This window comes from Pseudomonas sp. Larv2_ips (genome assembly GCF_963879675.1).
Classification (GTDB): domain Bacteria; phylum Pseudomonadota; class Gammaproteobacteria; order Pseudomonadales; family Pseudomonadaceae; genus Aquipseudomonas.
In genome coordinates this window covers 742,313-768,106 of the sequence record NZ_CAWOAW010000027.1, presented here as the reverse complement: position 1 = coordinate 768,106, position 25,794 = coordinate 742,313, and the positions used below count along the sequence as shown (strand labels likewise).

General features: G+C 62.0%; 16 protein-coding genes and 1 riboswitch. Of the genes, 10 read left to right on the top strand and 6 right to left on the bottom strand.

Annotated features, from left to right (window positions below; all coding sequences use genetic code 11):
- Positions 1 to 638 precede the first annotated feature (638 nt).
- Positions 639 to 845, top strand: a riboswitch (cobalamin riboswitch).
- Positions 846 to 943: 98 nt separating this feature from the next.
- From AACV02_RS20580 to cobM, 4 genes are all read left to right on the top strand, one after another.
- On the top strand, positions 944 to 1,132 hold the full coding sequence (locus AACV02_RS20580; protein WP_032875937.1) for a CbtB domain-containing protein: 189 nt from the start codon (positions 944 to 946) through the stop codon (positions 1,130 to 1,132).
- A gap of 11 nt (positions 1,133 to 1,143) precedes the next feature.
- Positions 1,144 to 1,851 carry a CbtA family protein gene (locus AACV02_RS20575; RefSeq protein WP_119741624.1) on the top strand — a complete coding sequence of 236 codons (708 nt, stop codon included), beginning with the start codon at positions 1,144 to 1,146 and terminating at the stop codon, positions 1,849 to 1,851.
- Complete coding sequence (locus AACV02_RS20570) at positions 1,848 to 2,240, top strand: cobalamin biosynthesis protein (RefSeq protein WP_119741622.1); 393 nt, start codon at positions 1,848 to 1,850, stop codon at positions 2,238 to 2,240. The genes AACV02_RS20575 and AACV02_RS20570 overlap by 4 nt, the downstream gene beginning before the upstream one ends.
- A gap of 69 nt (positions 2,241 to 2,309) precedes the next feature.
- Positions 2,310 to 3,056, top strand: coding sequence for a precorrin-4 C(11)-methyltransferase (cobM, locus tag AACV02_RS20565; RefSeq protein WP_106578733.1), 747 nt, complete (start codon positions 2,310 to 2,312; stop codon positions 3,054 to 3,056).
- A gap of 210 nt (positions 3,057 to 3,266) precedes the next feature.
- Here cobM and nfuA read toward each other — a convergent pair whose 3' ends face one another.
- The 3 genes from nfuA to AACV02_RS20550 all read right to left on the bottom strand — a co-directional run bounded on the left by nfuA (position 3,267) and on the right by AACV02_RS20550 (position 7,304).
- Entirely contained in the window at positions 3,267 to 3,851 is a 585-nt protein-coding gene (nfuA, locus tag AACV02_RS20560) for a Fe-S biogenesis protein NfuA (protein WP_017136914.1), read from the bottom strand.
- 59 nt (positions 3,852 to 3,910) lie between these two features.
- Complete coding sequence (locus AACV02_RS20555; RefSeq protein ID WP_106578732.1) at positions 3,911 to 4,933, bottom strand: acyltransferase family protein; 1,023 nt, start codon at positions 4,931 to 4,933, stop codon at positions 3,911 to 3,913.
- Positions 4,934 to 4,997: 64 nt separating this feature from the next.
- A complete protein-coding gene (locus tag AACV02_RS20550) occupies positions 4,998 to 7,304 on the bottom strand; it encodes a fatty acid cis/trans isomerase (RefSeq protein WP_119741620.1) in 2,307 nt (768 codons plus the stop codon).
- Between the two features lie 165 nt (positions 7,305 to 7,469).
- Here AACV02_RS20550 and metH point away from each other — a divergent pair, with 165 nt between their 5' ends.
- Positions 7,470 to 11,180 carry a methionine synthase gene (metH, locus tag AACV02_RS20545; protein WP_119741615.1) on the top strand — a complete coding sequence of 1,237 codons (3,711 nt, stop codon included), beginning with the start codon at positions 7,470 to 7,472 and terminating at the stop codon, positions 11,178 to 11,180.
- A gap of 4 nt (positions 11,181 to 11,184) precedes the next feature.
- Here metH and AACV02_RS20540 read toward each other — a convergent pair whose 3' ends face one another.
- Complete coding sequence (locus tag AACV02_RS20540) at positions 11,185 to 18,171, bottom strand: NEL-type E3 ubiquitin ligase domain-containing protein (protein WP_119741613.1); 6,987 nt, start codon at positions 18,169 to 18,171, stop codon at positions 11,185 to 11,187.
- Positions 18,172 to 18,312: 141 nt separating this feature from the next.
- Here AACV02_RS20540 and AACV02_RS20535 point away from each other — a divergent pair, with 141 nt between their 5' ends.
- Positions 18,313 to 18,528 (top strand): DUF2970 domain-containing protein, encoded by a 216-nt coding sequence (locus AACV02_RS20535; RefSeq protein WP_106578727.1) that lies wholly within the window; start codon positions 18,313 to 18,315, stop codon positions 18,526 to 18,528.
- Positions 18,529 to 18,534: 6 nt separating this feature from the next.
- Here the strand turns inward: AACV02_RS20535 and AACV02_RS20530 are convergent, their stop codons facing one another.
- Positions 18,535 to 19,614, bottom strand: a complete 1,080-nt coding sequence (locus AACV02_RS20530) for an ABC transporter substrate-binding protein (RefSeq protein WP_119741611.1) — start codon at positions 19,612 to 19,614, stop codon at positions 18,535 to 18,537.
- Positions 19,615 to 20,037: 423 nt separating this feature from the next.
- On the opposite strand from AACV02_RS20530, the gene AACV02_RS20525 reads away from it, so the two are divergent.
- The 3 genes from AACV02_RS20525 (at position 20,038) to poxB (ending at position 24,114) form a co-directional block, all read left to right on the top strand.
- Entirely contained in the window at positions 20,038 to 21,696 is a 1,659-nt protein-coding gene (locus AACV02_RS20525; protein WP_119741610.1) for a nitrite/sulfite reductase, read from the top strand.
- Entirely contained in the window at positions 21,680 to 22,174 is a 495-nt protein-coding gene (locus tag AACV02_RS20520) for a DUF934 domain-containing protein (protein ID WP_106578725.1), read from the top strand. Before AACV02_RS20525 ends, AACV02_RS20520 begins: the two co-directional genes overlap by 17 nt.
- A gap of 215 nt (positions 22,175 to 22,389) precedes the next feature.
- Positions 22,390 to 24,114, top strand: a complete 1,725-nt coding sequence (gene poxB / locus AACV02_RS20515) for a ubiquinone-dependent pyruvate dehydrogenase (RefSeq protein WP_119741609.1) — start codon at positions 22,390 to 22,392, stop codon at positions 24,112 to 24,114.
- 19 nt (positions 24,115 to 24,133) lie between these two features.
- Here poxB and AACV02_RS20510 read toward each other — a convergent pair whose 3' ends face one another.
- Positions 24,134 to 24,988 (bottom strand): LysR substrate-binding domain-containing protein, encoded by an 855-nt coding sequence (locus tag AACV02_RS20510; protein WP_106578742.1) that lies wholly within the window; start codon positions 24,986 to 24,988, stop codon positions 24,134 to 24,136.
- Between the two features lie 94 nt (positions 24,989 to 25,082).
- Between AACV02_RS20510 and AACV02_RS20505 the strand changes: the two genes are divergently transcribed.
- Positions 25,083 to 25,712 carry an FMN-dependent NADH-azoreductase gene (locus AACV02_RS20505; protein WP_119741608.1) on the top strand — a complete coding sequence of 210 codons (630 nt, stop codon included), beginning with the start codon at positions 25,083 to 25,085 and terminating at the stop codon, positions 25,710 to 25,712.
- Positions 25,713 to 25,794: the final 82 nt, after the last annotated feature.

The window sequence follows — 25,794 nt, the reverse complement described above, 5'->3', positions numbered from 1 at the left end:
TGCCTGCGATGGCATCAACTGGTTGTGCCTGATACACCGAGGTGCCTGCATCGCAGGCAAGCCAGCTCCCACAGAAAAAGCAAAGGCAGTGCGGTGCTGGCGGTCTGTACTCGGTCAAACTGTGGGAGCGGGCTTGCTCGCGAAGGCGGTGTGTCAGCTACACATGAGCTAACTGACCCACCGCATTCGCGAGCAAGCCCGCTCCCACATTTGGAGCTCAGTGCATCAGATATGAGATGTGTTTCTCCGCTTTTGATCCGCTTTTGCTTCAACCACTCAGGTCGGCTTTCAGGCCGCCGTGCTCTGCTTTTGATCTGCTTTTGACTTTGATCTGACAGGCCCCGTTAAACCACGCTGGCCGAACGCAGGCTTGAATCCGTGGGTAACCCGGCAGGACGCCGGGTTAGCCGTGTTGGGCCATGGATGGCCCGTCGCGGCGGCCCACGGATTCAAGCCGGAGTGAGGGCACACCGAGCCCAAGCGAGGGGCCGAGTGGTGGGGCAAAGACCTTTTGGTTACTTTTGGGGCGTTTGCCAAAAGTGACCCGCTGTAAGAGCGGAACCCTAAGTGGCCGTGACCGCAGCAACGGATATGTACACCAAACATCCCATTTGACTCCCCTCCCACCCCCATGCTCTCCTACACACCTTGTTTCGGGTGCCCTTCACAGGGTGAAACGGGAAACCGGTGACTTATGCCTGCGCATGAGAAGTCCGGTGCTGCCCCCGCAACGGTAAGCGAGCGAAGTATCATAACCACTGTGCCTGTACGGCATGGGAAGGCGATGCTTTTTAGACCCAGCGTCCCTCGCAAGCCCGGAGACCGGCCCGAAAAATTTCAGATAACAAACCCGCGGTGGGCGGGCGCTGTTCAGAACCCTGCGTGCCCGGCTCGCAGGGTTTTCATGCGCTCGTTTCACCCCGAAACCCGAAGGGACGCGCCCATGTCGATCATCAGCAGCACCTCGCACTCCGCCAGTAGCACCGCCACCCTGAGCCAACGCCTGACCGCCGCCATCGGTGCGTCGATCCTCGGCGCGTGCCTGGTGTATTTCGCCGGTTTCTCGCATATCGAGGCGGTGCACAACGCTGCCCACGATACCCGCCACAGCGCCGCGTTCCCGTGCCACTGAGACCTGCCGACATGATCAAGCGCATCGCCCAAACCGCAGGCTTCACCGGCTTGCTCGCCGCCCTGCTGCTGACTCTGCTGCAAAGCTTCTGGGTCGCCCCGCTGATTCTGCAGGCGGAAACCTTTGAAAACGCCCCGGCCGCTGCCGAAGTCGTGCCCCATGTGCACGCTGAAGGCGCCGCCGCTCACACCCACGACGCCGAAGCCTGGGAGCCGGAAAACGGCTGGCAGCGCGTGCTGTCCACCACTGGCGGTAACTTGGTGGTTGCGGTCGGTTTCGCATTGATGCTGGCCGGCCTTTACACCTTGCGCGCGCCAACCCGCACCGCTCAAGGGCTGCTGTGGGGCTTGGCCGGTTACGCGACGTTTGTACTGGCGCCCACCCTGGGCCTGCCACCGGAGTTGCCGGGCACCGCTGCCGCCGACTTGGCGCAGCGGCAGATCTGGTGGATCGGCACGGCGGCGTCCACGGCTGCGGGTATCGCGCTGCTGGTATTTGGTCGCAATTGGCTGCTCAAAGTGCTGGGCGTGGCGATCCTGGCCGTGCCGCATGTGATCGGCGCGCCGCAACCTGAAGTGCATTCGATGCTGGCTCCAGAAGCGTTGGAAGCCCAGTTCAAGATCGCCTCGCAACTGACCAACGTCGCGTTCTGGCTGGCACTGGGTCTGATCAGCGCCTGGCTGTTTCGCCGCAACCGCGACGATCAATACTCGGCATGACGCTGGTGGTCGGGCTGGGTTGCCAGCGCGGGTGCGATGTTCACACCCTGCTCGGCCTGTTTGACGCCGCCCTGGCCGAGGGCGGTATCGAGCGCCAGCGCATCACCGCGCTGGCCAGTATCGACCGCAAACGGGATGAACCGGGGCTGCTTGCCCTGGCGCACATGTTGAACCTGCCGTTGCGGTGTTTCAGCGCAACGCAATTGGCGGTGTTTGAACCGCGCCTCAGTCACAGATCGGCAGTCGCGTTTGCCCATACCGGCTGTTACGGCATCGCCGAAAGTGCCGCCCTGGCCCTGGCTGAACAGCTCTCCCACCGCCCCGCCCACCTGCTGATCACGCGCAAAAAAGTCGCCCAGGCCACCTTTGCATTGGCCGGCGCTGACTAAAAACCCGATAATTGCCCTTCTCGATCATGAGCAATCTTCATGCTCGCCCGTTTTTCAACAGGAATTCCCATGACCGTCTACTTCATCGGCGCAGGCCCCGGCGACCCGGAATTGATTACCGTCAAAGGCCAACGGTTGATCCGCAGTTGCCCGGTGATCATCTATGCCGGCTCATTGGTGCCAGCGGCGGTATTGGAAGGTCATCAGGCGGAGCAGGTGGTCAACAGCGCCGAATTGCACCTGGAACAGATCATCGACCTGATCAAGGCTGCCCATGCCAAGGGCCAGGATGTGGCGCGCGTGCACTCCGGCGACCCCAGCCTGTACGGAGCGATTGGCGAGCAGATTCGCTGCTTGCGCGAGTTGGGCATACCGTTCCAGATCATCCCGGGCGTTACGGCGGTGGCGGCGTGTGCGGCGTTGCTGGAGACCGAGCTGACCCTGCCGGATATCGCGCAAAGCGTGATCCTGACGCGCTATGCGGATAAAACCAGCATGCCGGCCGGTGAAGACTTCGACAGCCTGGCGCGCCACGGCACGACCATGGCGATTCACTTGGGGGTTAATCATCTGGCCAAGATCGTCGCCGAGCTGCTGCCGCATTACGGCGCAGACTGCCCAATTGCCGTGGTGCACCGGGCGACGTGGCCAGATCAGGATTGGGTGGTGGGTACGCTGAGTGATATTGCCGAGAAAGTGGCGGCTAAAGGCTTTCGGCGTACGGCACTGATTGTGGTCGGGCGGGTGCTGGCGAATGACAGCTTCAGTGAGTCCTCGCTGTACCGTGCAGGCCACGCCCACCTTTATCGCCCTTGAAGCAATGCGCTCAAACAATGCGGGAGCGGGCTTGCTCGCGAAGACGGTGGGTCAGTTGCAGATGTAGTGACTGATACACCGCATTCGCGAGCACGCCTGCTCCCACAGTTAATCTTCTTTGGTAGGAATACCGCGCAAGTCACTGAATTTTAAGCATAAAAAAACGGCGCTCACGGGGCGCCGTTTTTTTGTTCGCAGCGAACACCTTACTCAGTAGTAGGCGTTTTCCTTCTGCGTGTGGTCGGTGACGTCGCGTACGCCCTTGAGCTCGGGGATGCGCTCGAGCAAGGTGCGCTCGATGCCTTCACGCAAGGTCACGTCTGCCTGGCCGCAGCCCTGGCAACCGCCGCCGAACTTGAGTACGGCAATGCCGTCTTCGACGACATCAATCAGGCTGACCTGACCGCCGTGGCTGGCCAGCCCCGGGTTGATCTCGGTTTGCAGGTAGTAGTTGATGCGCTCGTTGACCGGGCTGTCAGCGTTGACATTCGGCACCTTGGCGTTGGGCGCCTTGATGGTCAACTGGCCGCCCATGCGGTCGGTAGCGTAGTCGACCACGGCGTCATCGAGGAAGGCTTCGCTGAAGTTGTCGATGTACGCGGTGAAGCTTTTCAGCCCCAGGGCGGTGTCTTCAGGTTTCTCTTCTCCGGGCTTGCAGTAGGCAATGCAAGTCTCGGCGTATTGGGTGCCGGGCTGGGTGATAAAGACGCGGATGCCGATACCTGGGGTGTTCTGCTTGGACAGCAGGTCGGCCAGGTAATCGTGGGCGGCGTCGGTAATGGTTATGGCAGTCATGGAAACTCCTCACAGGCTTGCGGGCAGTTTACGCCAAATCATTACAGAGGTACAAAGTCCTAGTGTTTTTGTCGGGATAAATTCGACCGCTCGTCGCCATCAAACCAGCCTTTGAGCACGCGATAACTGCCCTGCTCCAGCCATCGGTAGCTGCCCATGGCGCTCAGGCCGATGATCACCACGCACACGGCCAGCACGGCATAAGGGTTCAGGGCGTAACGCTGGGCCAGATAACCGCCGGCCGAAAGCACCAGCACGTGCAGCAAATACACCGAATAGGAGCAGTCCCCGAGTACTTTAAACAGACGATAGTTGACGAAGAATCGCTCAAGCGCCACGCACGCCACCACCAACACCGCGCTGGGCAGGCCCCAGGTCAAGGCGCGGGGCGAGGCCGGCCAATGATAGATCGCCAGCAGCGCTGCGACGATTCCCAGCAGCGGCAGCCATAACCCCGGGCGAATCCAGCCCTTGCGGTAGAGCATGCCGATGCCGATGCCCATCAGAAATTCGACGACAATGTCCGAGCGATAGAACTCACTGATCCAGCCAAACGAGGTCCAGGCCTCGCAGACCGCAAACAACAACGCCGCCACCACCAGCAGTCGCCATTGCCGACGGAACAGCAAGGCCCAGGCAAACAGCAGGTAAAAAAGCATCTCGTAGTTCAGCGTCCAACCGACGTTAAGGGTCGGGTACACGCCATAACCGCCGGGGTTTTGCGAAGGAATAAACAACAGCGACATCAACACATGGGCGGCATCGACGCTCTGGTCCGGCAGCATTGGCCGGGCGACCACCACCAGTAATGCCATCAGCAGCGTGTAGAACCAGTAGGCCGGCACGATGCGCAGCAAACGGTACAACAGGAAACGCCAGGGCGGCAGGTCCTTGTCCTGGGTAGACAGGAAAATCACCAGGCCGCTGATGACAAAAAACACGTCCACGCCCGCGGCGCCCTTTTCGACAAATAACCTTCCCAAGGCCGTGTCCGCCTTGAAACCGAAGAAAATCTGCATGAAGTGGTGCCCTACCACCGTCCAGGCCGCCAGCGCGCGCAACGCCTGTACCGAGATCAACATTGTTTGCCGCCCTTCCCAACTCATCTAGATGAAGTTGGGACCATGGCGGACGGCCAAAGGTCGATCAAAGATTCTCGTAGCGGTTCATGTCCAGCACGCCTTCTTCCACCGGCGTGGTTTCGCGGATGTACCGCGACGCGTCATGGAAATACTGCCAGAACAGCGGATGGCTGCGGCGCACGCCCCAGCGATCGACGATCTTCTCGAAGCGCTTGGCGTCCCTGGCATTTTCCATTGCCGCCACAAACTCCGGCACTTCCTGCGCGGGGATATTGAAGATGAAATTCGGGTAGCTGCTGAGCACACCGGGGTAGATGGTCACAGTGTCCAGGCCCGGTTGATAGCGATAAGCCTCACCCAACAGGAACGCCACATTACTGTGCGCCCGGTTGCGCAGCATGCTGTAGAACTCGCGTTTGCCACTGGCCGTTTCGATCCGCAGCAGGCTCGCCTCGGGCAATTGATCAATCACCTTGAGCCCCGCTGCCGGCCTCGACGTGAGGCGACTGAGCGCCTGCTCCGCAGCCTGCAACGCCGGCTCAATGCCGTCGCGCGAGCAATAGGCACTGGTGCAGCGGTTGATCGGATCCGGGCTGGCATTCAAATAGCCATAACGCGTCAGCAACTGCTTGGCAAAATCGCGCTTCGGGTCCTTTTCATCCAGGTGCAAGCCGCTCGGCTTGTCATCATCAATCGCTTCATAGTCCAGCCACAGTTTGAGCTTGCCGCTGTTCTGGTACCAATCGTCCATAAAATCATCGCGGGTATCCGCCGGCATCAGACGCAGGAAGTTCTGCTCGGCGCCATTGCGGATCAGGTCGAAGTACAGCCGGGTCTGGGCCTGGTGCGACACGTTGCCGAACACATCGAAGTTCACCGCCAACTGGTAATAAGTGCGTTCCAGCAACGGGTAATCGAACAACCACATCGTTTGCGGCACCTCGCCGATCAGGCCCTTGGTCACCGAGGCACTGTCAAAATGGCGGAAAATGCTCAACAAGGCATTGTCGTTACCCGTCCACAGGGTCGACCAACTCGGCGGCGGCAAGTCTGCGTAGCTGTCACGGCGCAAGGCCTCGTACTGGTTACGCTTGTCGCGATAGGCCAGCCACAGGCCGAGCACGCTGCCCACGTCGTCGTTCTGCCCCGGCATCGCCAGCAATGGCGTGGCCTGGCCGCGATAACGCGCATCGGTGATGTACAGGTCGTGGTCCGGGTCCTGGAACAGGGCCCAGAAATTATCGCGAATCACGTCCGTGGCGATCTGCCCACGGCACACCGGCCCGCGAATAAAGGTGCGCACGAAGTATTCGGCGTTATCGAGCATGAACTGGTAACGCGCCTTGGCTGGAATTGCCTCAAAGGTCTCGAACGGGTTGGCCCGGCGCCCCGGACCATAGCCTGGCAAGGCGTTGACCTGCCAGTCACCGGCGTAGAACAGCGCCTTGATGCGCGCCATTTTCGCCGCGCTGAACGGGTAAGTGATGTGCGTTTTGTGCACGATCACGCCCTGCATCGGCCAGAGACGGTAATAAACATTGGTGCCTGGATCATCGTTGGGGCGACGGGTGGCGATCAGATCAATCGGCTGGCCGCTCGGCGTGCGTGAGCGCACCCACTGGAAGAAATGCCCCGGCTCGCCGTTCTCGAAGTAAATGTGCGCCAGGAACAAATGCTCATACAACCAGCGCGCCACCAGGCTTTCGCGGGCGCCGGGCTGGTTGAACAGGTTTTCCCACTGCTGCACCTGCAAGGCTTCCCTGGCGCTGGGCGCCAGGCCTTGGTCATCAATCGGGGCGCCGGAGGCCAGCCAGCGCTGCAGCGTCTGGTATTGCTGGTCGGTCAGGCCGGTGACGGCCAGCGGCATGCCTTCCTTGGGATGCGCGCCGGCGTAGGCATTGAACTCGCCGGGCATGGCGCACAGGTTCTGGCGGTTCAGGCCCAGCATGATCTCGTCGGGCAGTTTGGCATTGGGTTCAAGTGGCGCGTTATGACCCAGCTCCAGCATGCGCGCCATCAATGCGGCCTGGCTGCCCTGGGCGTCCAGCACCGAGTAAAAGCCCTTCTGCTGCCAGGCCTGCTTGCCGAAGGCGTCTGAGAACAAACGGGTGGTCGGTGCGGCCTGGCTGCGTTCGCCGTCGTAGACCGGCATTTTGGTCGCGCCGCGCGCAACGCCCTCAGCACTGCCCAGGTTGAGCTGGCAGGCTGAGTCGTAACAGGCGTGGCAGGCCACGCACTTCTCGGTGAAGATCGGTTGGACGTCGCGGGTATAGGAGATCGCCGGGGCGGGACTGTTGACCGGTAAAGCCTGTGCCTGAGCGCAGCTGGCTATCAAGGCCAGAACGGCGCTGATGATGAGGCGAAGTGACATGTATCCGGTCCCGATTCAATGCGTGCGATATAAAAGTGCCAGCAGTCTACCGGGCCATGCCATCCGCCAACATGAACGATATTCATGCAAAACCTGGACATGCTCTAAATCGGCACAGGTTTGTTATGATTCACGCCCTCCGAAATGCCTGACCAGAGTAGTCCCATGTCCGATCGTAGCGCTCGTCTGCAAGCCCTTCACCAAGCCCTCAAGGAACGCATCCTGATCCTCGACGGCGGCATGGGCACGATGATCCAGAGCTACAAGCTTGAGGAAAACGACTACCGCGGCAAACGCTTTGCCGATTGGCCGAGTGACGTCAAGGGCAACAACGACCTGCTGGTGCTCACCCGCCCCGACGTGATCGGCGGCATCGAAAAGGCCTACCTGGATGCCGGTGCCGACATTCTGGAAACCAACACCTTCAACGCCACGCGTATTTCCATGGCCGATTACGGCATGGAAGAACTGGCCTACGAATTAAACGTAGAAGGCGCGCGACTGGCACGCAAAATCGCCGACGCCAAGACCCTGGAAAACCCGGCCAAGCCGCGTTTTGTCGCCGGCGTGCTTGGCCCGACCAGCCGTACCTGCTCGCTGTCGCCCGATGTGAACAACCCCGGCTACCGCAACGTGACCTTCGATGAGCTGGTGGAAAACTACACCGAAGCCACCAAGGGCCTGATCGAGGGCGGCGCCGACCTGATCCTGATCGAGACCATTTTCGACACCCTCAACGCCAAGGCCGCGATCTTCGCTGTACAGGGCGTGTTCGAGGAACTGAACGTCGAACTGCCGATCATGATTTCCGGCACCATCACCGACGCTTCCGGCCGTACCCTGTCGGGCCAGACCACCGAAGCGTTCTGGAACTCCGTCAGCCACGCCAAGCCACTGTCCGTGGGCCTCAACTGCGCACTGGGTGCGAGCGAGTTGCGTCCGTACCTGGAAGAGCTGTCGAACAAGGCCAATACCCACGTTTCGGCGCACCCGAACGCCGGCCTGCCCAACGAATTCGGCGAATATGACGAGTTGCCGTCGCAAACCGCCAAGGTCATCGAAGAGTTCGCCCAGAGCGGCTTCCTGAACATCGTCGGCGGCTGCTGCGGTACCACGCCAGGCCACATTGAAGCCATCGCCAAGGCCGTGGCCGGCTACGCGCCGCGCCCGATCCCGGACATTCCCAAGGCGTGCCGCTTGTCGGGCCTGGAGCCGTTCACGATTGATCGCAGCTCGTTGTTCGTCAACGTCGGCGAGCGCACCAACATCACCGGTTCCGCCCGCTTCGCCCGGTTGATTCGTGAAGACAACTACACCGAAGCCCTGGAAGTCGCCCTGCAGCAGGTTGAAGCCGGCGCCCAGGTGATCGACATCAACATGGACGAGGGCATGCTCGATTCGAAGAAGGCCATGGTGACCTTCCTCAATCTGATTGCCGGCGAGCCGGACATCTCTCGCGTACCGATCATGATCGACTCCTCCAAGTGGGAAGTGATCGAAGCCGGCCTCAAATGCATCCAGGGCAAGGGCATCGTCAACTCCATCAGCATGAAGGAAGGCGTCGAGCAGTTCATTCACCACGCCAAACTGTGCAAGCGTTATGGCGCGGCGGTGGTGGTGATGGCCTTCGACGAAGCCGGCCAGGCCGACACCGAAGCGCGCAAGAAAGAAATCTGCAAACGCTCCTACGACATCCTGGTCAATGACGTCGGCTTCCCGCCGGAAGACATCATCTTCGACCCGAACATCTTCGCGGTCGCCACCGGTATCGAGGAGCACAACAACTACGCCGTCGACTTCATCAACGCCTGCGCCTACATCCGCGACGAGCTGCCGTATGCGCTGACCTCGGGTGGCGTGTCCAACGTGTCGTTCTCGTTCCGCGGCAACAACCCGGTGCGTGAGGCGATTCACTCGGTGTTTTTGCTGTATGCGATCCGCAACGGCCTGAGCATGGGTATCGTCAACGCCGGCCAACTGGAGATCTACGACCAGATCCCGGCCGAGCTGCGCGATGCGGTAGAAGACGTGGTGCTCAACCGCACGCCGGAAGGCACTGACGCCCTGCTGGCCATTGCCGACAAGTACAAGGGCGACGGCAGCGTCAAAGAGGCCGAGACCGAAGAATGGCGTGGCTGGGACGTCAACAAGCGCCTGGAACACGCGCTGGTCAAAGGCATCACCACGCACATCGTTGAAGACACCGAAGAATCGCGCCAGTCGTTCGCGCGCCCGATCGAAGTGATCGAAGGCCCGCTGATGTCCGGCATGAACATCGTCGGCGACCTGTTCGGCGCCGGCAAAATGTTCCTGCCCCAGGTGGTGAAATCGGCCCGGGTGATGAAGCAGGCCGTGGCCCACTTGATTCCGTTTATCGAGCTGGAAAAAGGCGACAAACCGGAAGCCAAGGGCAAGATCCTGATGGCCACGGTGAAGGGCGACGTGCACGACATCGGCAAGAACATTGTCGGCGTGGTGCTCGGTTGCAACGGCTATGACATTGTCGACCTGGGCGTGATGGTGCCGGCGGAGAAGATCCTGCAGGTGGCCAGGGAACAGAAGTGCGACATCATCGGCCTGTCCGGCCTGATCACGCCGTCGCTGGATGAGATGGTTCACGTGGCCCGCGAGATGCAGCGCCAGGACTTTCACCTGCCGTTGATGATCGGTGGCGCCACCACCTCCAAGGCCCACACGGCGGTCAAGATCGAGCCCAAGTACAGCAACGACGCGGTGATCTACGTCACCGACGCTTCGCGCGCAGTGGGCGTGGCCACGCAATTGCTGTCCAAGGAGCTGAAGGCCGGCTTCGTCGAGAAAACCCGCCTGGAATACATCGACGTGCGCGAGCGTACGTCTAACCGCAGCGCCCGCACCGAGCGCCTGAGCTACCCGGCGGCCATCGCCAAGAAGCCGCAGTTCGACTGGAGCACCTATACCCCGGTGAAGCCGACTTTTACCGGCGCCAAGGTGCTGGACAATATCGACCTCAAGGTGCTGGCCGAGTACATCGACTGGACGCCGTTCTTTATCTCCTGGGACCTGGCCGGCAAGTTTCCGCGCATCCTCGAAGACGAAGTGGTTGGTGAAGCGGCCACCGCGCTCTACGCCGATGCCCAGGAAATGCTCAAGAAGCTGATCGACGAAAAACTCATCAGCGCCCGCGCGGTATTCGGTTTCTGGCCGACCAACCAGGTGCAGGACGATGACCTGGAAGTCTACGGCGACGATGGCCAGCCGATTGCAAGGCTGCATCACCTGCGCCAGCAGATCATCAAGACCGACGGCAAGCCGAACTTCTCCCTGGCCGACTTCGTGGCGCCAAAAGACAGCGGCGTGACCGACTACATCGGTGGTTTCATCACCACCGCCGGCATCGGCGCAGAAGAAGTCGCCAAGGCCTATCAGGACGCGGGCGACGACTACAACTCAATCATGGTCAAGGCCCTGGCCGACCGCCTGGCCGAAGCCTGCGCCGAGTGGTTGCACCAGCAAGTGCGTAAAGAGCACTGGGGTTACGCCAAGGACGAGCAACTGGACAACGAAGCGCTGATCAAGGAGCAATACAGCGGCATCCGCCCTGCTCCCGGCTACCCGGCGTGCCCTGATCACACCGAGAAGGCCCAGCTGTTCCAACTGCTGGACCCCGAGGCGCGCGAAATGCACGCCGGGCGCAGCGGCGTGTTCCTCACCGAGCACTACGCGATGTTCCCGGCGGCGGCGGTCAGTGGCTGGTACTTCGCCCATCCACAGGCGCAGTACTTTGCCGTGGGCAAGGTCGACAAGGACCAGGTCGCGAGCTACACCGCGCGCAAAGGCCAGGACCTGGCCGTGACCGAGCGCTGGCTGGCGCCGAACCTGGGTTACGACAACTGATCGGCTACTGGCTCAGCGCGGCGATCTCCCGCGCTGACAGCACGTTTATCAAGGCCTGACGCTGCACCTTGTTGGCCTTCTGCAACGCCTCCATCTGCTGGAGGTACGCCGAATTCATGTCGGGGTAGCGATCCTCCAGCGCCGACGCGCTGTCCGCCAGCGTCTGCTGCACCCGGGCGAAAGCGTCCGGGTATTGTTGCTGCAGATAATCGACCCAGTACGTGCGCGCCGTCAGTTGCTCGATGAACAGCGATGTCTGTTCGCGGGCCATGATCGTCGTATAGGCCGCCTCCAGGTCGACTGGCCGTACTCCGGAAAGACCTTCGTAGAGCATGCTTGCAGGTTGCCTGGGCAAACCCAGGCGCCGGGCCAGGCCGATGCGATAGGCCAGGCGTATTTCGGCCGGGTCGGTGCCCGGGTTTTCGCGAATCCGCACGCTCGCCACTTCCTCCAGCTGGTCCAGGCGGAATAAGCCTCTGGACAGGTTCAACAGGGCGCGCCCCTTGTCGGTGGGGTCGATGGCACGCAGGGCATTGAACTCATAGACTTCGACTTCCAGCGCGTTGAACAACAGCATGCGACCATCCCCACAGGTCACCGCAAGCCTGGAAGCACGCGCGATGCCCATCAGCCGCTCGCACAAGGCTGCATCGCCATAGGCCGCCTCCAGCACTTGCCAAACCCGCCCGGCCAGGTCGGCGCGGTCGAGTTCGAAGTCTCGGGTATTACGCAGTTGCGCCAGTATGTTGGAGAAATCACCGCTGTCGTCACGGGCGATCACCGTGTCCCATATCCTGTGTTTTTCCGAGTCGAGGGCCACGCCGGTAAACCAGCGTGCCTTTTGCACATCTGCCGGCTCAAGCTCTGGGTGAGCGTCAGGATGTTCGTCATCGGACTCGGCCCCATACCCCGCCAGTTGATCGTCAATTTCCTCGGCACTGAAACCCAGCCCACGGCCGGTTTCGCGTTGATACTCGCGCAGGCGGATGAACGCTTCCTCAAGCAGCAGGTTGTCGGACAGGTCGGTACCGGCCATCAAGGCAGCATGTTGTGGCTCAAATGCCTCGGCAGGGATGACGGCTATCGGGTAGTTGCTCCTGAGATCCAGACGGGTCAGCGCGGGAGCTTCCAATGCGCCGGTGGGCCATTCAGACAGCCGGTTGCGACTCAGATCCAGGCTTTGCAGGCGGTCGAGACCGGTGAGGTCGAAGGTACTCAGGGCGTTGCGCCCCAAGTCCAACACTTGCAGGCGCGGCAAGTCACGCAGTTGGCGCTGCAACGGCACGTTGGCCGCCAGCGCGTTGTCGTTAATGCCCAACTCTGTCAGGTCTGCCATCTGCGTTACGGCCTCGGGCAGCGTGCCCATGCGGTTGCCGTTGAGCATCAGGCGGTTCACGCGCGCAAAGGCGCGTAAAAAATCGTTCGAGGCGGCCGTGAGGCGTACACCGCTCAGATCCAGCGCCCGCACATGGTTGAAGGTAACCGGCAGCGCCGGCAGGTCACCGAGGATCAGGCCGCTCAAGTCCAGCGCAGCGTCATTGGCGGGTACCTCGATGCCCCGCACGTCGCTCAGCGTCTCTCGCCAGCAGGCCAGCAGCCGATCAGCGGCGCGCCGGCGGTCGGTCGCGTTCACCCACTCGTTACGGTTGCGCACGGCGGGCCTGTCAATCCAGCCGTTCAACCGCTCGATCATCTGGGTGTGCTGCGCCTGCCATTGGCGCAGCGCCGTTTCGATCTGCGTGGCACTGACGTCCTGCGCCAGCCATGTGTCGATTCGCTTGCCGGCCTGGGTGGCATCCAGCTGTGGATCCAGGCGCTGCAAGCGCTCGGCCGAGGTCAGCGACGCCTCGGTGGCTTTTGGCGCCAATGCCAGTGGCACTATCAGGTCCGGTTGCTGCGACACCTCGACCGGGAAGAACAGGGGATCGCCGCCGGTCATGCCGGCCGCCAGTACGTTTCGATCAATCCCGAACGGCCTGACAAACATGCTCGCCATGGGTTTTCCGGCGCTGGTGCGGCGGGCAAAGGCCTGCGCCACGGCCAGCGCCGCCGGGCTCAAGCGGCAACCACGCAAGGTGGTACCGGCCAGCAGCGCATCGTGCCCCGCCAGCGCCGCCTCGGGAATGCCGGTGACCGCACTGTGGCTGAGGTCGAGAAACCCCAGACGCGGCAGGTTCAGCACGCCCTCGGGCCAGTCGAGGATCGCGGTCTGCCCCAGGTTCAGCGACACCAGTTCTGTCAGCGACGTGACGCTCAGCCGGCCGACGCGGTTCATCGACAAGTCCAGCCGTCGCAGTGCCTGGAGGCGGTTGAGCCGCGTCTGGATAGGCGTGGTGATCGTCAGTTCGTTGCCACAAAGATTCAGGTCGCTCAGGTGCTCCAGCGTCTCGAGGGCCTGAGGCAACTCGGTCAGGCGGTTGTGACTCAGGTCCAGTTCGCGCAGCTGCACAAACCGGCCCACGAATGCATTCACCTGCGCCGCCGTGAGCTTTGCGCCGGCCAGGATCAAACGCCGGATCTGCGGGAACACCGTATCGCCCAGCGCCGGTAAATCGCCCGGCGCGCCGTATTCGCGCAAGTCCAACGTTTCTCTCATCGGCTCGCCACGGCCTCGCGACGGACCCGCCAGCGGCTCGCGGGCCGCGTACCGGGCAGCCAAAGCGTCACGCCAGCACACACGCAGCCTGTCCGCCAGCGTCTGGCGATGATGGGAGGGCATCTGCTCGCCCTCGACGCGCACGCCATCGCGGCTCTGCCATTCAACCAGTGGCGCATCCCAGGCGCGATACTCCGCGTGCAGCGCCTCGACTTTATCCAGCAACGCACGGCCCGCCAGGCCGTCCTCGCTGAACGCGGCGAGTGCATTGGCGGCGAAGGCCGGTACGTGCGGCACCAGCGCCTCAAGGCGCCGCTCACAGTGCTGCGCGACGATGTAGGGCTCGTCCACCAGGTGCGCCGGATTGCCCTGCACGTAGTCAAACGCCTTGCGGAACGCCTGCGGTTCCAGCGCCTTCCAGTTCAACCTCAAGCGGCGCCACAAACGCTCATGCCCCGTGAACAGTTCATCGGGCAGTGAGGCGATCTGCACACCGGTCAGGTCCGCCGATTCAAGCGCCTCAAGCGCCAGCAGCCCTGCCGGCCATTCACGCAGGTTGCCGGCCAGCCGTAGCGTGCGCAAACGTGGCAGCGCACGGTAATCCAGGGCCGGAAGACTGCCGGTCAGGTGCAACTGCTCCAGCTGGTTCATGCCTTGAAGGGCCTGGGTCAATGCCGGTGAATACTCACCGAAAAACGTCGGCAGTTCGCGCTTGAGCTCAGTGATGCGGGTGAGGCCCGGCAGCGCGTCGGCAAATGCAGCCATGTTGGCTGAGTCAATGAAAACATCGAGGGCTTCAAGCGCGCCAAACTGTTCGAAAAGCGCACCTGCGGCAAGCTGTGAACTGCTGATTCGCAGCTTGCGCACATGGGAAAAATCGGCAGCCCAGGTCGGCAACGGCTCGGTGCCCAACAGATTGAGCTCGAACAACGGGGCTTGCCCGCGGTACAAACCGTTTCTCCAGCCGTCAATGAGCCGCTCGGCGATATCGCGTCGGGTTGGCCAGTTGGCTCCGCGAGGATACGCAGGCACGTCGCCCTCGACCCAGGTGTCCAGCGCTGCGCGCAAGCCCTCGAACTCCCTGCGCCGGTTCTCCAACAGGTGAAACACCTGCTGGTCGGAGTCACCGGCAAGCAGTCGACTCCTGACGAACTGCAACGCCTGCTGATCATCCAGATTGGGATAAATGTCCCGCACCCTGGCAACCAACGGCTCGTCGGCGAACCCCACCGCATCACCGCTGGCCGCGTAACCCAGTTGACCGGTCGGGCTTCGGACCCGGCGACCGGCGCCGGGTGTGAGCGGCTCGCGCTTGAGGATGCGCGACATGGCCTCGCGGTGGCTGCACGCGTAGTCCGCCACGTGTTTGCGCAACGCCTCAGCCGGCTCGCCCTGTAAGGACGCGCGTAGCGTCTCGGGCAGCGCGTGCAGCAGCGACTCAAACAGATTGCGACCATACCGGGGAAGGCTATTGAGTGCCCTGCCCTCGGCATCCAGCAGGCGAAAACTCTCCCCCGCCTTGATCAGGTAATAACGCGTTGCGGCCTGCTCAGTGCCGATGCTGTCCACCAGCGGCCCGTTGATGCCCAGCGACCGTTCTTCTATGCGTATAGCCGGCGACCAACCGGGCAGTTGCTCGAGGCTGTGCAGCGCCACACGGTCACTGGCCGCAGAGGCCAGGTTGTCGCGGTACACGCCTGCCAAGGCGCGGCTCACACTGCCCCGATGCAGGTGCTCGCGAATGACTTTGGCCAGGCGCAGGGACACCCGGCCGCTGCTGCGCAGTTGGCTCAACTCGGCAGCGCCGGCACTGGCCAGCACCCGCTGCGCGGCTTCTGGCGACAGCGACGTAAAACTGCGCTGCAGCGCGCGAATATCCGCCTCTGGCGGCGCTCGTCGGCTCAGGAGGCTGTCGAACAGGGCCTTCTTGCGAGCCTGCGCCTGATCGGCCAGACGCTCTCTGAACACCTGCACCGGATCGGCGCCGGCCGGCATGCTTTCGCGGCCGAGCAAACGGCTGATTTGCGCCTCATTGAGGGCGGCCAGCACGTGCACCGGCAATTGCCCGGCATCGACTTGCGCCTGGGTCATCTTGATCGTGGGCCTTGCGCTGCCCGGCGACTCTGCGCCGAACCGCTGGGAAGCGCCCCAGGGTTCGGGGCCGCTGAACACCTCCACCACCTCCTCGACCGGCCAGCCCGGCATGTCCACTGCCAGCGGCACCATGAACTGGCAGAGGCCCTCCAGGCAGGCGCCTTCGCGGATTTGTTTAATTACCTCGTCCGCCTGACGGTCTGCCTCGAATAACCGGGCCACCTCCAACAACTCTGGCGGCGGCGCCTGTTGATCCATGTGCAGCTTGCGCAATTGATCATCACTGATCCCGCAGACGTCGGCGATCTGTTCCAGTTGTGCATCGGAAAATGGCTCCATGTGCAGTCCGCAGCGGCGCAGCAACGTGCTGCGACGCCATGCCAACGGCCGCTCCAGCGTGTGCCGCCAGGCACCGTGCCCGTTGTGTTGCACAACCGGCTGATAGGCGTCGATTTCAGTCGGGTGCTTGATCCGCCATTGCTTGCGCACCGGGTCGAAAGTCTTTTCGTAAACATTGCCCTCCAGCGCAATGTAGGTTTTGCCTGCTACCGGGTATTGCCCCAATGCGTTGGGTTCAAGCCCCCTGAGCGAGACGCTGCTTTTGTAGGCCGCAAGGTCGGGATGCCACAAGCGCAGTTTGCCGAACGGCGTGACCACCCGGCTCATGCCGTTGACAAAGCGCGACGGCATAATCGGCGGCGCCCTGCCCGCCACGGCACCCAGCGCGGCCATGAACGCGACGTTCTGCATCACCGAGGCCAGATGCGCCCAGGCCTCTTCCCCGTCGCCAGCGTTCCACGCTTGCACGCCTTGATAAACCTCATAGCCGAGCTGTACGGCGGTCACGGCCATCATCACTTCGCCCAGCCCCGGCACCAAAAACGCCGCGACATTGACCAGGTTCAGGCCCCATTCGGCCCAGTGCTTGAGGCGATTGACCCAGGCGTCGTGATCGACTTGCGCGGTGGGTACCGCCAGCAACTTCGCGTTGGACCTGAGGCGCGCAAGGTGGCATTCGTACAGGTGACCGAACACCTCGGCGCTGATGAACGTCTCCTCGGGCTGCAGCTTGACGCTGTCGTTCCAGACTTCCTCGTACATCCCGTGAGCATAGGCCGCAGGGTTGTAATGGGGCCCTGGTGGCACCGGGTTCGGGTTCCAGCGCATCGTTTTCAGTTGGCTTTTAAGCCGCCGAAGGAACGTCTGCGCTTCATCCTGGGACAAGAAGCCGGTAAAAAACCGCTGGTAACCCACCGAGCGCAAGTTGAGCGCCAACTGTGTGGTGAACGCCTTGAGCGATGCGTATTCCCTGACTGGGTTGCGCGGATCACCGGGGATCCACACGATGACTCGACTGTCGCCAGCCCGGAGTTTGAGCAGCTCGGCCGCCGGCAGGATAACGTCGATGAGCGTCGCCATGCCCGGCAACGGCTTGCGTGTGCTGGCGCCGATGATCAGCACCTCGCTCACCTGCGCCCCCAACAGGTTCAACTGGCTGTAAGCCACCGGCTTGCCATCCAGGGTCGGTGCGGGATGGGCATCGAGTATCGCCAGCAACGTGGCGTGGGCCGTGGCGCTGAGGGTGTTGCGCAAGCGAGCGATGTGGGCGTGCACCCGCAGCGTGTCCTTGTTTGCCTCGATCATCTGCCGACGCACCTGCGCCGCAGTGGCTGGCGTCTCAAACACGCGGCTCAGGTGTTGCTGGTATTGCTGACCCAGGTCCAGCTCGCGGCACAGGTTGGCGAAATCCGCAGGCTTGATCGACAGCTTGTCGCGCAGGCGGTAACGCCATTTCGCAAACGGATAACGGTTGCTTTCATCGTACGCCAGGATGTCCAGCGACCCCGCCGGCGCCAGCGCACTGGTTTCCTGCAGCGCGGTTTCATCAAACCGCTCACCGTCTTCGAAGTTGCGCAGCGCGGCTTGCAACAGCGAATGCTGTTCGAGCCGGTTGGGCGCGCGCAGGTGGAACAGCGCGGTGGTGTTGACGTCGGGTGTTTGGGCGAATGTCTTGTGCAATGCCTCGGCCAGCAACGGCTCGGCAAATTCAGTGAGGCCTTTGAAGTCTTTCAGCGTTTCGGCCAGGGCCTGGCTGGAGGCCTGGCGCCGGCGGCCGCTGTCTTCCAGGGCTTGGCGCACTGCTGGGCTGGCGGCGGCAATCGCCTCGGGATAGCCGCGTTTGAAGCGCTGCACCGGGTCGCGCGCGCGGTTGAGGGCCTCGATATCCGCCGCCGTCAGGTGTTTGATCCACCCGGGCAGACGGGCCTTGATGAACGGAGCATGAAGTGAAGAGGTGGGCATGTTTGACGATTCCTGATGCGTCTTGAAGAAGCATCAGAAAATCACGCTGGCGGCCCCCCGAAGCGGTGCACTTTTATGGCCTGCTCCGGGGAATTGACTATGCTTGCTCAGGATCGACCGGATCCGCATGACGAGGGTTTTATGAACGACTCACCCAATAAGCCCCCTACTTTCTGGCAAATGCTGCACAGCGTGATGGCCGCGGCCTTCGGGGTGCAAAGCGGGAAGAACCGCGCGCGCGATTTCACGCACGGCAAGCCCAGCCACTTCGTGATCCTGGGAATTGTGTTCACGGCGGTGTTTGCATTGACCCTGTTCGCCATCGTCAAGCTGGTGCTGCACCTGGCAGGCGTTTGAGTGCGCTCAAGGCGTTAACAGCTGCAAGCCGAACGGGTAAACGTAACCGGCCGGTTTGCCCTGGGCCGACAACGCCCGAAAATTCACGCCGTAGACCTGCGCCGCGTTGATGTCCAGCAGCCGCTGGGCAAGGTCCGGGCCGATCAACTCAAACAGATCGAGCTTGCGTTCATTCACGCCGTTCTGGCGGATGTCCAGCCCCAGCGCATCGTCATGCAGCAACACCATCGCCCAGCCGCCAAGGGTGAAGTGCCCTGCCACCAAAACGCTCAAGCGCCCATCAAGGCGAGCCCGCACTACCTCGGGCGAACTGTTGACGGCGCTGAACAGCACGTCCTTGCCCGGCGTACGCCCAGTGGCTTGCAGCGCCGCCATCGCGCCCAGCGCCATTTCATCATTGGCCGACCACACCAAGGCGGTTTGCGGATAACGTTTGAACAGTTGCGTGGCCTGTTCGAACGCGCGCTGGCGGCTCCACTCGCCATACACCAGCTGGCGCATACGCACGTAGGGGAAATCGACCAGGGCCCGCCGTAAACCCTGCTCGCGTAGCTGAGCCGCCGGCGTGGTCTTGACCCCGGAAAACGCCAGCAGATCGAGGGTTTGGCCGGGTGCGACGGGGCCATGCTGACGCAGCAGCTCTGTGAGCATGAGGTAACCGGCCTCCTCATCATTGGCGATAAGACTGCCGAGCCAGTTGGGATAGCTGTGGGCATCCAGCAGTTGCACCTGGTCGCTGGTCAGGGCGTTATTCACGATCAGCAACTTGACCCGGCTGCCCTGAGCCATGCGCAGAATCTGCGGGGCGACGTATTGCTCATTCACCAGCACCAGGTAATCAGGCCGCTCGCTGCCTTGCAGCGCTTCCCGGGCCTGGGCCAGGGTGTTACGAGGATCGCGCTCGGAATAACGCACGCGCAAATCCAGGCCGAGGTCCTTGGCGGCGGCCTGCATGAATTGCGCGTAGTTGACCCAGAAGGTTTCCGTGGACGTGCCAGGGTTGAGAAACACCACCGACGCGGCGTGGGCCATGGCCCCGTACGTCGATCCCAGCAACCACGCACACGTAATAAGAACCTTCAACATAGTTGTCTGAACCTTGAACGTTGACGGCCATGATAGTGGCAATACGACAGTCAATCGAGGTCCAATCAACGCGAGTTTATTGGTGGCTGACCCAGAATACGGCGGTTCCTACCACCAGGATTATCAGAAACAAAATCGCCCAGGCATCAACGGTACTGTCGGGTTTACGGGCTTTGGTCGGATTGCTCATTGCATCGCCTCTTATCGGTTTTATAGGTGATTGCACTCAAACACGATCACAGTAAAGTTGATGATTGCCCGCATGACAAATGTGGGTATCGCGATAACCGTTCTCATTAGTCAATTTGGTTATTTACATATACTCAAACATCACTTTTGCGCATAAACGCAAACTGGTATCGTGCGCCGGCTCCGTTGGGAGTGCGCGGCCGTGCGCGCAGATTTGCCGAGAACAGGACCTATATGTACGTATACGACGAATACGATCAGCGCATCATCGAGGACCGCGTCAAGCAGTTCCGTGATCAGACCCGACGCTACCTAGCAGGTGAACTGAGCGAAGAAGAGTTCCGCCCTCTGCGCCTGCAAAATGGCCTTTATGTTCAGCGCTTTGCGCCGATGCTGCGGGTTGCCGTGCCTTATGGCCAACTGACTTCCCGTCAGACGCGCATGATGGCCAAGATTGCCCGCGACTTCGACAAGGGCTACGCCCACATCAGTACCCGCCAGAACGTCCAGTTCAACTGGCCGGCGCTGGAAGACGTGCCGGACATCCTGGCCGAGCTGGCCACGGTGCAGATGCACGCCATTCAGACCAGCGGTAACTGCCTGCGCAACGTGACCACTGACCAATTCGCTGGCGTGGCCGCCGATGAGCTGATCGACCCTCGTCCGTGGTGCGAAATCGTCCGTCAGTGGACCACCTTCCACCCGGAGTTCGCCTACCTGCCGCGCAAGTTCAAGATCGCCATCAATGGCTCGACCTCGGACCGCGCAGCCATCGAAGTGCACGATATCGGCCTTGAGCCGGTGCACAACGCGGCCGGCGAGCTGGGTTTCCGCGTGCTGGTCGGTGGTGGCCTGGGCCGTACGCCGGTCGTTGGCGCGTTCATCAATGAGTTCCTGCCCTGGCAAGACCTGTTGAGCTACCTCGACGCCATCCTGCGGGTCTACAACCGCTACGGCCGTCGTGACAACAAATACAAGGCCCGGATCAAGATTCTGGTCAAGGCGCTGACCCCTGAGGTATTTGCGCAGAAAGTCGGCGCCGAAATGGAACACCTGCGCGGTGGCCAGACCACGCTGACCGAAGCCGAAGTACACCGCGTGGCCAAGCACTTCGTCGATCCGGAGTACAAGGCCCTGAGCAATCAGGACGCCGAGTTGGCTGCACTCGATCAGCAGCACCCAGGTTTCGCCCGCTGGCGCACCCGCAACACCCTGGCGCATAAAAAGCCGGGCTATGTCGCCGTGACCCTGTCGCTCAAACCCACCGGCGTGGCGCCGGGTGACATCACCGACAAGCAGCTGGACGCCGTCGCCGACCTGGCCGAGCGTTACAGCTTTGGCCAACTGCGCACCTCCCACGAGCAAAACATCATTCTCGCGGACGTCGAGCAAAGCCAACTGTTCACCCTGTGGGGCGAGCTGCGCGAAGGCGGTTTCGCCACGCCGAACATCGGCTTGCTGACCGACATCATCTGCTGCCCGGGCGGCGATTTCTGCTCCCTGGCCAACGCCAAATCGATCCCGATTGCCGAATCGATCCAGCGCCGTTTCGACGACCTGGACTACCTGTTCGACATCGGCGAGCTGGACCTGAACATCTCCGGTTGCATGAACGCCTGTGGTCACCACCACGTCGGCCACATCGGCATCCTGGGCGTGGACAAGAAAGGCGAAGAATTCTACCAAGTGTCCCTGGGTGGCAGCGCCAGCCGCGATGCGAGCCTGGGCAAGATCCTCGGCCCGTCCTTCGCCCAGGAAGCCATGCCCGAGGTGATCGGCAAACTGATCGATGTGTACATCGAACAGCGCACCGAAGATGAGCGTTTCATCGACACCTACCAGCGCATCGGCATCGACCTGTTCAAGGAGCGCGTCTATGCAGCGAATCATTAAGAACAACGAAGTCCTCGACGAAACCTGGCACCTGCTGCCCAAGGACGCGAGCTTCGACGGCATTTCCAACTGCGACGACCTGATCGTGCCGCTGGCCCTGTGGCGCGAGCACGGCCATGCCCTCAAGGCCCGCGACGGCGGCCTGGGTGTGTGGCTGGACGCCGATGAAGAAGCCGAAGAGATCGGCGACGACGTGGAGCACTTCCAGGTCATCGCCCTGAACTTCCCGGCCTTCACCGACGGGCGCAACTACTCCAACGCACGCCTTCTGCGTGACCGTTACGGTTTCAAAGGCGAGCTGCGCGCGATTGGCGACGTGCTGCGCGACCAGCTGTTTTATCTGCACCGTTGCGGGTTCGACGCCTTTGCCTTGCGTGCCGACAAAGACCCGTACGAAGCGCTGGAAAGCCTCAAGGATTTCTCGGTGACGTACCAGGCTGCCACGGATGAGCCGTTGCCGCTGTTTCGTCGCCGTTAAGTCTTCGCGACTGAAAAAGCCCTGGCCTGCCAGGGCTTTTTTTATGGCTTGAGTTTGATCGGTGCCCGCACCGCCGCTATGACGCCGAGCCACGCCAGGGCGGATTTTGCCAGTGCCGATGACGTAATCTTCACACTCGCAGGTGAACATCCGCCGTGATCGAGCTGTCCTCTACTGATCAGCAGCTTTTAACTCACTGACGATTGGAGTTCTTCATGGCGAAAATCAACCTGGCCCAGCAATTGGCGACCACCCTTGAACAGGCGGGCATCAAGCGCATCTGGGGCCTGACCGGCGACAGCCTCAATGGCTTGACCGACGCCTTGCGCACCATGGACAGCATCGAGTGGATGCACGTGCGCCACGAAGAGGTGGCTGCGTTTGCTGCCGGTGCCGAAGCCGCCGCCACCGGCGAATTGACGGTGTGCGCCGGCAGCTGCGGGCCGGGCAACCTGCACTTGATCAATGGCCTGTTCGACTGCCATCGCAACCACGTGCCAGTGCTGGCCATTGCTGCGCAAATCCCCTCCTCCGAAATCGGCTTGAACTACTTTCAGGAAACCCATCCCCAGGAACTGTTCAAGGAGTGCAGCCACTTTATCGAGTTGGTGACCAACCCTGCGCAAATGCCTCAAGTGCTGCACCGCGCCATGCGCTCGGCGATTCTTAACCGTGGCGTGGCGGTGGTCGTCATTCCAGGCGACGTGTCGTTGCTGGAAGTGGAAAACACCCTCAAGCCGTGGCCAGCCCTGCATGCGCCGCGCACCTTGCCGGCCGAACAGGACCTGCAACGCCTCAGCGAAATCCTGCAAAGCAGCGAGAAAGTCACCCTGCTGTGCGGCAGCGGCTGCGCCGGTGCCCATGACCAGGTCGTGGCCCTGGCCGATGCCCTTGGCGCGCCGGTGGTGCACGCCTTGCGCGGCAAAGAGCACGTGGAATGGGACAACCCGTTTGACGTGGGCATGACCGGCCTGATCGGGTTCAGTTCGGGTTACCACGCCATGCTCAACTGCGACACGCTGATCATGCTCGGCACCGACTTCCCCTACCGCCAGTTCTACCCGACCGACGCAAAAATCATCCAGGTCGACCGCAATCCGCAGGCGCTCGGGCGTCGGGCCACGCTGGACCTGGGCATTGCCGCCGACGTCAGCGAAACCATCAACGCGCTGCTGCCCCGCCTGACGCGCAAGACCGACCCCAGTTTCCTCGAGACTTCGCTGAAGCATTACGAAAAAGCCCGCCAGGGCCTGGACGACCTGGCAGAACCTTCGAAGGCCGACCGGCCGATCCACCCACAGTACGTCGCACGCTTGCTCAGTGAATTGGCCGACGACGATGCCATCTTCACGGCCGACGTCGGCTCGCCCACCGTGTGGGCCGCGCGCTACCTGAAGATGAACGGCAAACGCCGCTTGATCGGCTCGTTCAATCACGGCTCGATGGCGAATGCGATGCCTCAGGCCATCGGCGCTCAGGCGGCCTTTCCCGGACGCCAGGTGATTTCGATGTCCGGCGACGGCGGCTTCGCCATGCTGATGGGCGATTTCATCTCGTTGGCGCAACTGAAACTGCCGGTCAAAGTCATTGTGTTCGATAACTCATCACTGGGTTTCGTCGCCATGGAAATGAAAGCCGCAGGCTACCTCGACACCGGCACCGAGCTGAAAAACCCGGACTTTGCGGCCATGTCCAACGCCATGGGCATCCTGGGCATCCGCGTGGAGCAGTCCGAAGACCTCGAGCCGGCCTTGCGTCGCGCCCTGGCCCATGACGGCCCGGTGCTGGTGGACGTGGTCACGGCCACGCAGGAGCTGGTCATGCCGCCGAGCATCAAGCTGGAACAGGCCAAGGGTTTCAGCCTGTACATGCTCAAGGCTGTGATGAGCGGGCGTGGCGACGAGGTGATCGAGCTGGCGCGTACCAACTGGTTGCGCTGAGCTTCCGTCGCAAGGTGTTTCAGTGGCGCCGGGCCGCGCCATAGCGGACCACCACCTGGGTGACGACCTCGACCATGCGCGGGTCGGCATCCGGCGCGCTGAACAGGCGAAACTCGGCATCGGGCAACGCGGGCAACCCGTGCTCGGCGCCGAGGACCGCCAAGCCTGGGCCCACTTGGCTTTGCGCCATCGGGGCCACGGCAAAACCGGCCGATGCCGCGGCGTGCAACGCCGCATAGCTGGCGCACTGCATGGCGGTACGCTGAGCAATGCCAGCTTGGGCAAGCCGTGACAGCGCCGCCTCGCGGTACGGACAGGGCTCGGGGAACAAGGCCAGTGGCAACGGCGTCGGCAATGCCGCCAGCGGTTGCGCCGACCAGGCCCACACCAACGGCTCGCGCCATAACGCCAGGCCCGGTTCGCTGGACTCGCACAACGAACCCACCACCACATCCAGCTCGCCTTGTTTCATCAAACTCAGCAACGAACCGGGAATGCCCACTTGCACGCTGATATGCAGGCCAGGGTACTGCGCGGCAACGTCCTGTAGCTCGCGCAGCAAACGCGCCTCTGCGAACTCCTCCGACACGCCTACACGTAGGCTTCCTTCAAACGCCGAACGCGTCAGTTCTGCCCAGGCATCACGATGCAGCGCCAGGATGCCGCGCGCGTAGGCGATCAATCGCTGACCGTCCGGCGTCAACTGTTGGGAACGCGTGGTGCGCGTCAGCAGTGGCTTGCCGACCTGTTCTTCGAGGCGGCGCAAATGCCCGCTGACGGCCGATTGCGTCAGGTGCAGGCGCTCACCGGCGCGACTGAAGCCGCCTTCGTCCACGACCGCGACGAAGGTCTTGAGTAGCAAGGCATCAAACATATTCTGATAGGTGATCAATAGGCGATGGAAATACGATTTATATTTCATCGAGCGCTATGTTGCAATGTTCAGGTCATCATTCCTGAGGCCTGTCATGACCACTCTTCTGCACATCGAATGCTCGCCGCGCAAACAGCGCTCTGCGTCGCTGGAAATCGCCCGACAATTTATCGCGCGTTATCAGCACAACGCCCCGGACACCCGCGTGGTGACGCTGGACCTTTGGGCTCTGGACCTGCCGGAGTTTGATGGCCCGATCATGGAGGCCAAATACGCCGGCCTCAGCGGCACGGCATTGACCGAGGAACAGGCGGCGGCCTGGGACTCACTGAGGTCGCTGGCGACCCATCTGCACCAGGCTGATCTGCTGGTGTTCTCGGTGCCGCTGTGGAATTTCGCGCTGCCCTACAAGCTCAAGCACTTTATCGACGTAGTCTCGCAGAAGGGCGTGCTGTTCGAGTTCAGCCCGGAGCATGGTTTGCGCGGGTTGCTGCATGACAAGACGGCGGTCAATGTGTACGCGCGGGGCATGGATTTTTCAGCGCCCGACGCTCAGGCGATGGACTTTCAGAAGCCGTACATGGAAGCCTGGCTGGGCTTTATCGGCGTGACCGATGTGCACTCGCTGTCTGTGGAAAAAACTATCCTGGGGCCAGAGGTGGATCAGGCGTCTCGCCAGGCAGCCACCGAGCAGGCCCTCGCGCTGGCGGACCGCCTCGCTTGACTACGGACCGCGGCAGGCGCCAGCTTGCCGGCGAAGGCGATGTGATGAGCAGCGCCAGGCGTGAGGGCCACTCGCCGGCAGG

Excerpts from the sequence above, each read along its gene's own strand:
- AACV02_RS20580 (WP_032875937.1), top strand. The coding sequence starts at position 944 with ATGTCGATCATCAGCAGCACCTCGCACTCCGCCAGTAGCACCGCCACC.
- AACV02_RS20575 (WP_119741624.1), top strand. The coding sequence starts at position 1,144 with ATGATCAAGCGCATCGCCCAAACCGCAGGCTTCACCGGCTTGCTCGCC.
- AACV02_RS20570 (WP_119741622.1), top strand. The coding sequence starts at position 1,848 with ATGACGCTGGTGGTCGGGCTGGGTTGCCAGCGCGGGTGCGATGTTCAC.
- cobM (WP_106578733.1), top strand. The coding sequence starts at position 2,310 with ATGACCGTCTACTTCATCGGCGCAGGCCCCGGCGACCCGGAATTGATT.
- nfuA (WP_017136914.1), bottom strand. The coding sequence starts at position 3,851 with ATGACTGCCATAACCATTACCGACGCCGCCCACGATTACCTGGCCGAC.
- AACV02_RS20555 (WP_106578732.1), bottom strand. The coding sequence starts at position 4,933 with ATGTTGATCTCGGTACAGGCGTTGCGCGCGCTGGCGGCCTGGACGGTG.
- AACV02_RS20550 (WP_119741620.1), bottom strand. The coding sequence starts at position 7,304 with ATGTCACTTCGCCTCATCATCAGCGCCGTTCTGGCCTTGATAGCCAGC.
- metH (WP_119741615.1), top strand. The coding sequence starts at position 7,470 with ATGTCCGATCGTAGCGCTCGTCTGCAAGCCCTTCACCAAGCCCTCAAG.
- AACV02_RS20540 (WP_119741613.1), bottom strand. The coding sequence starts at position 18,171 with ATGCCCACCTCTTCACTTCATGCTCCGTTCATCAAGGCCCGTCTGCCC.
- AACV02_RS20535 (WP_106578727.1), top strand. The coding sequence starts at position 18,313 with ATGAACGACTCACCCAATAAGCCCCCTACTTTCTGGCAAATGCTGCAC.
- AACV02_RS20530 (WP_119741611.1), bottom strand. The coding sequence starts at position 19,614 with ATGTTGAAGGTTCTTATTACGTGTGCGTGGTTGCTGGGATCGACGTAC.
- AACV02_RS20525 (WP_119741610.1), top strand. The coding sequence starts at position 20,038 with ATGTACGTATACGACGAATACGATCAGCGCATCATCGAGGACCGCGTC.
- AACV02_RS20520 (WP_106578725.1), top strand. The coding sequence starts at position 21,680 with ATGCAGCGAATCATTAAGAACAACGAAGTCCTCGACGAAACCTGGCAC.
- poxB (WP_119741609.1), top strand. The coding sequence starts at position 22,390 with ATGGCGAAAATCAACCTGGCCCAGCAATTGGCGACCACCCTTGAACAG.
- AACV02_RS20510 (WP_106578742.1), bottom strand. The coding sequence starts at position 24,988 with ATGTTTGATGCCTTGCTACTCAAGACCTTCGTCGCGGTCGTGGACGAA.
- AACV02_RS20505 (WP_119741608.1), top strand. The coding sequence starts at position 25,083 with ATGACCACTCTTCTGCACATCGAATGCTCGCCGCGCAAACAGCGCTCT.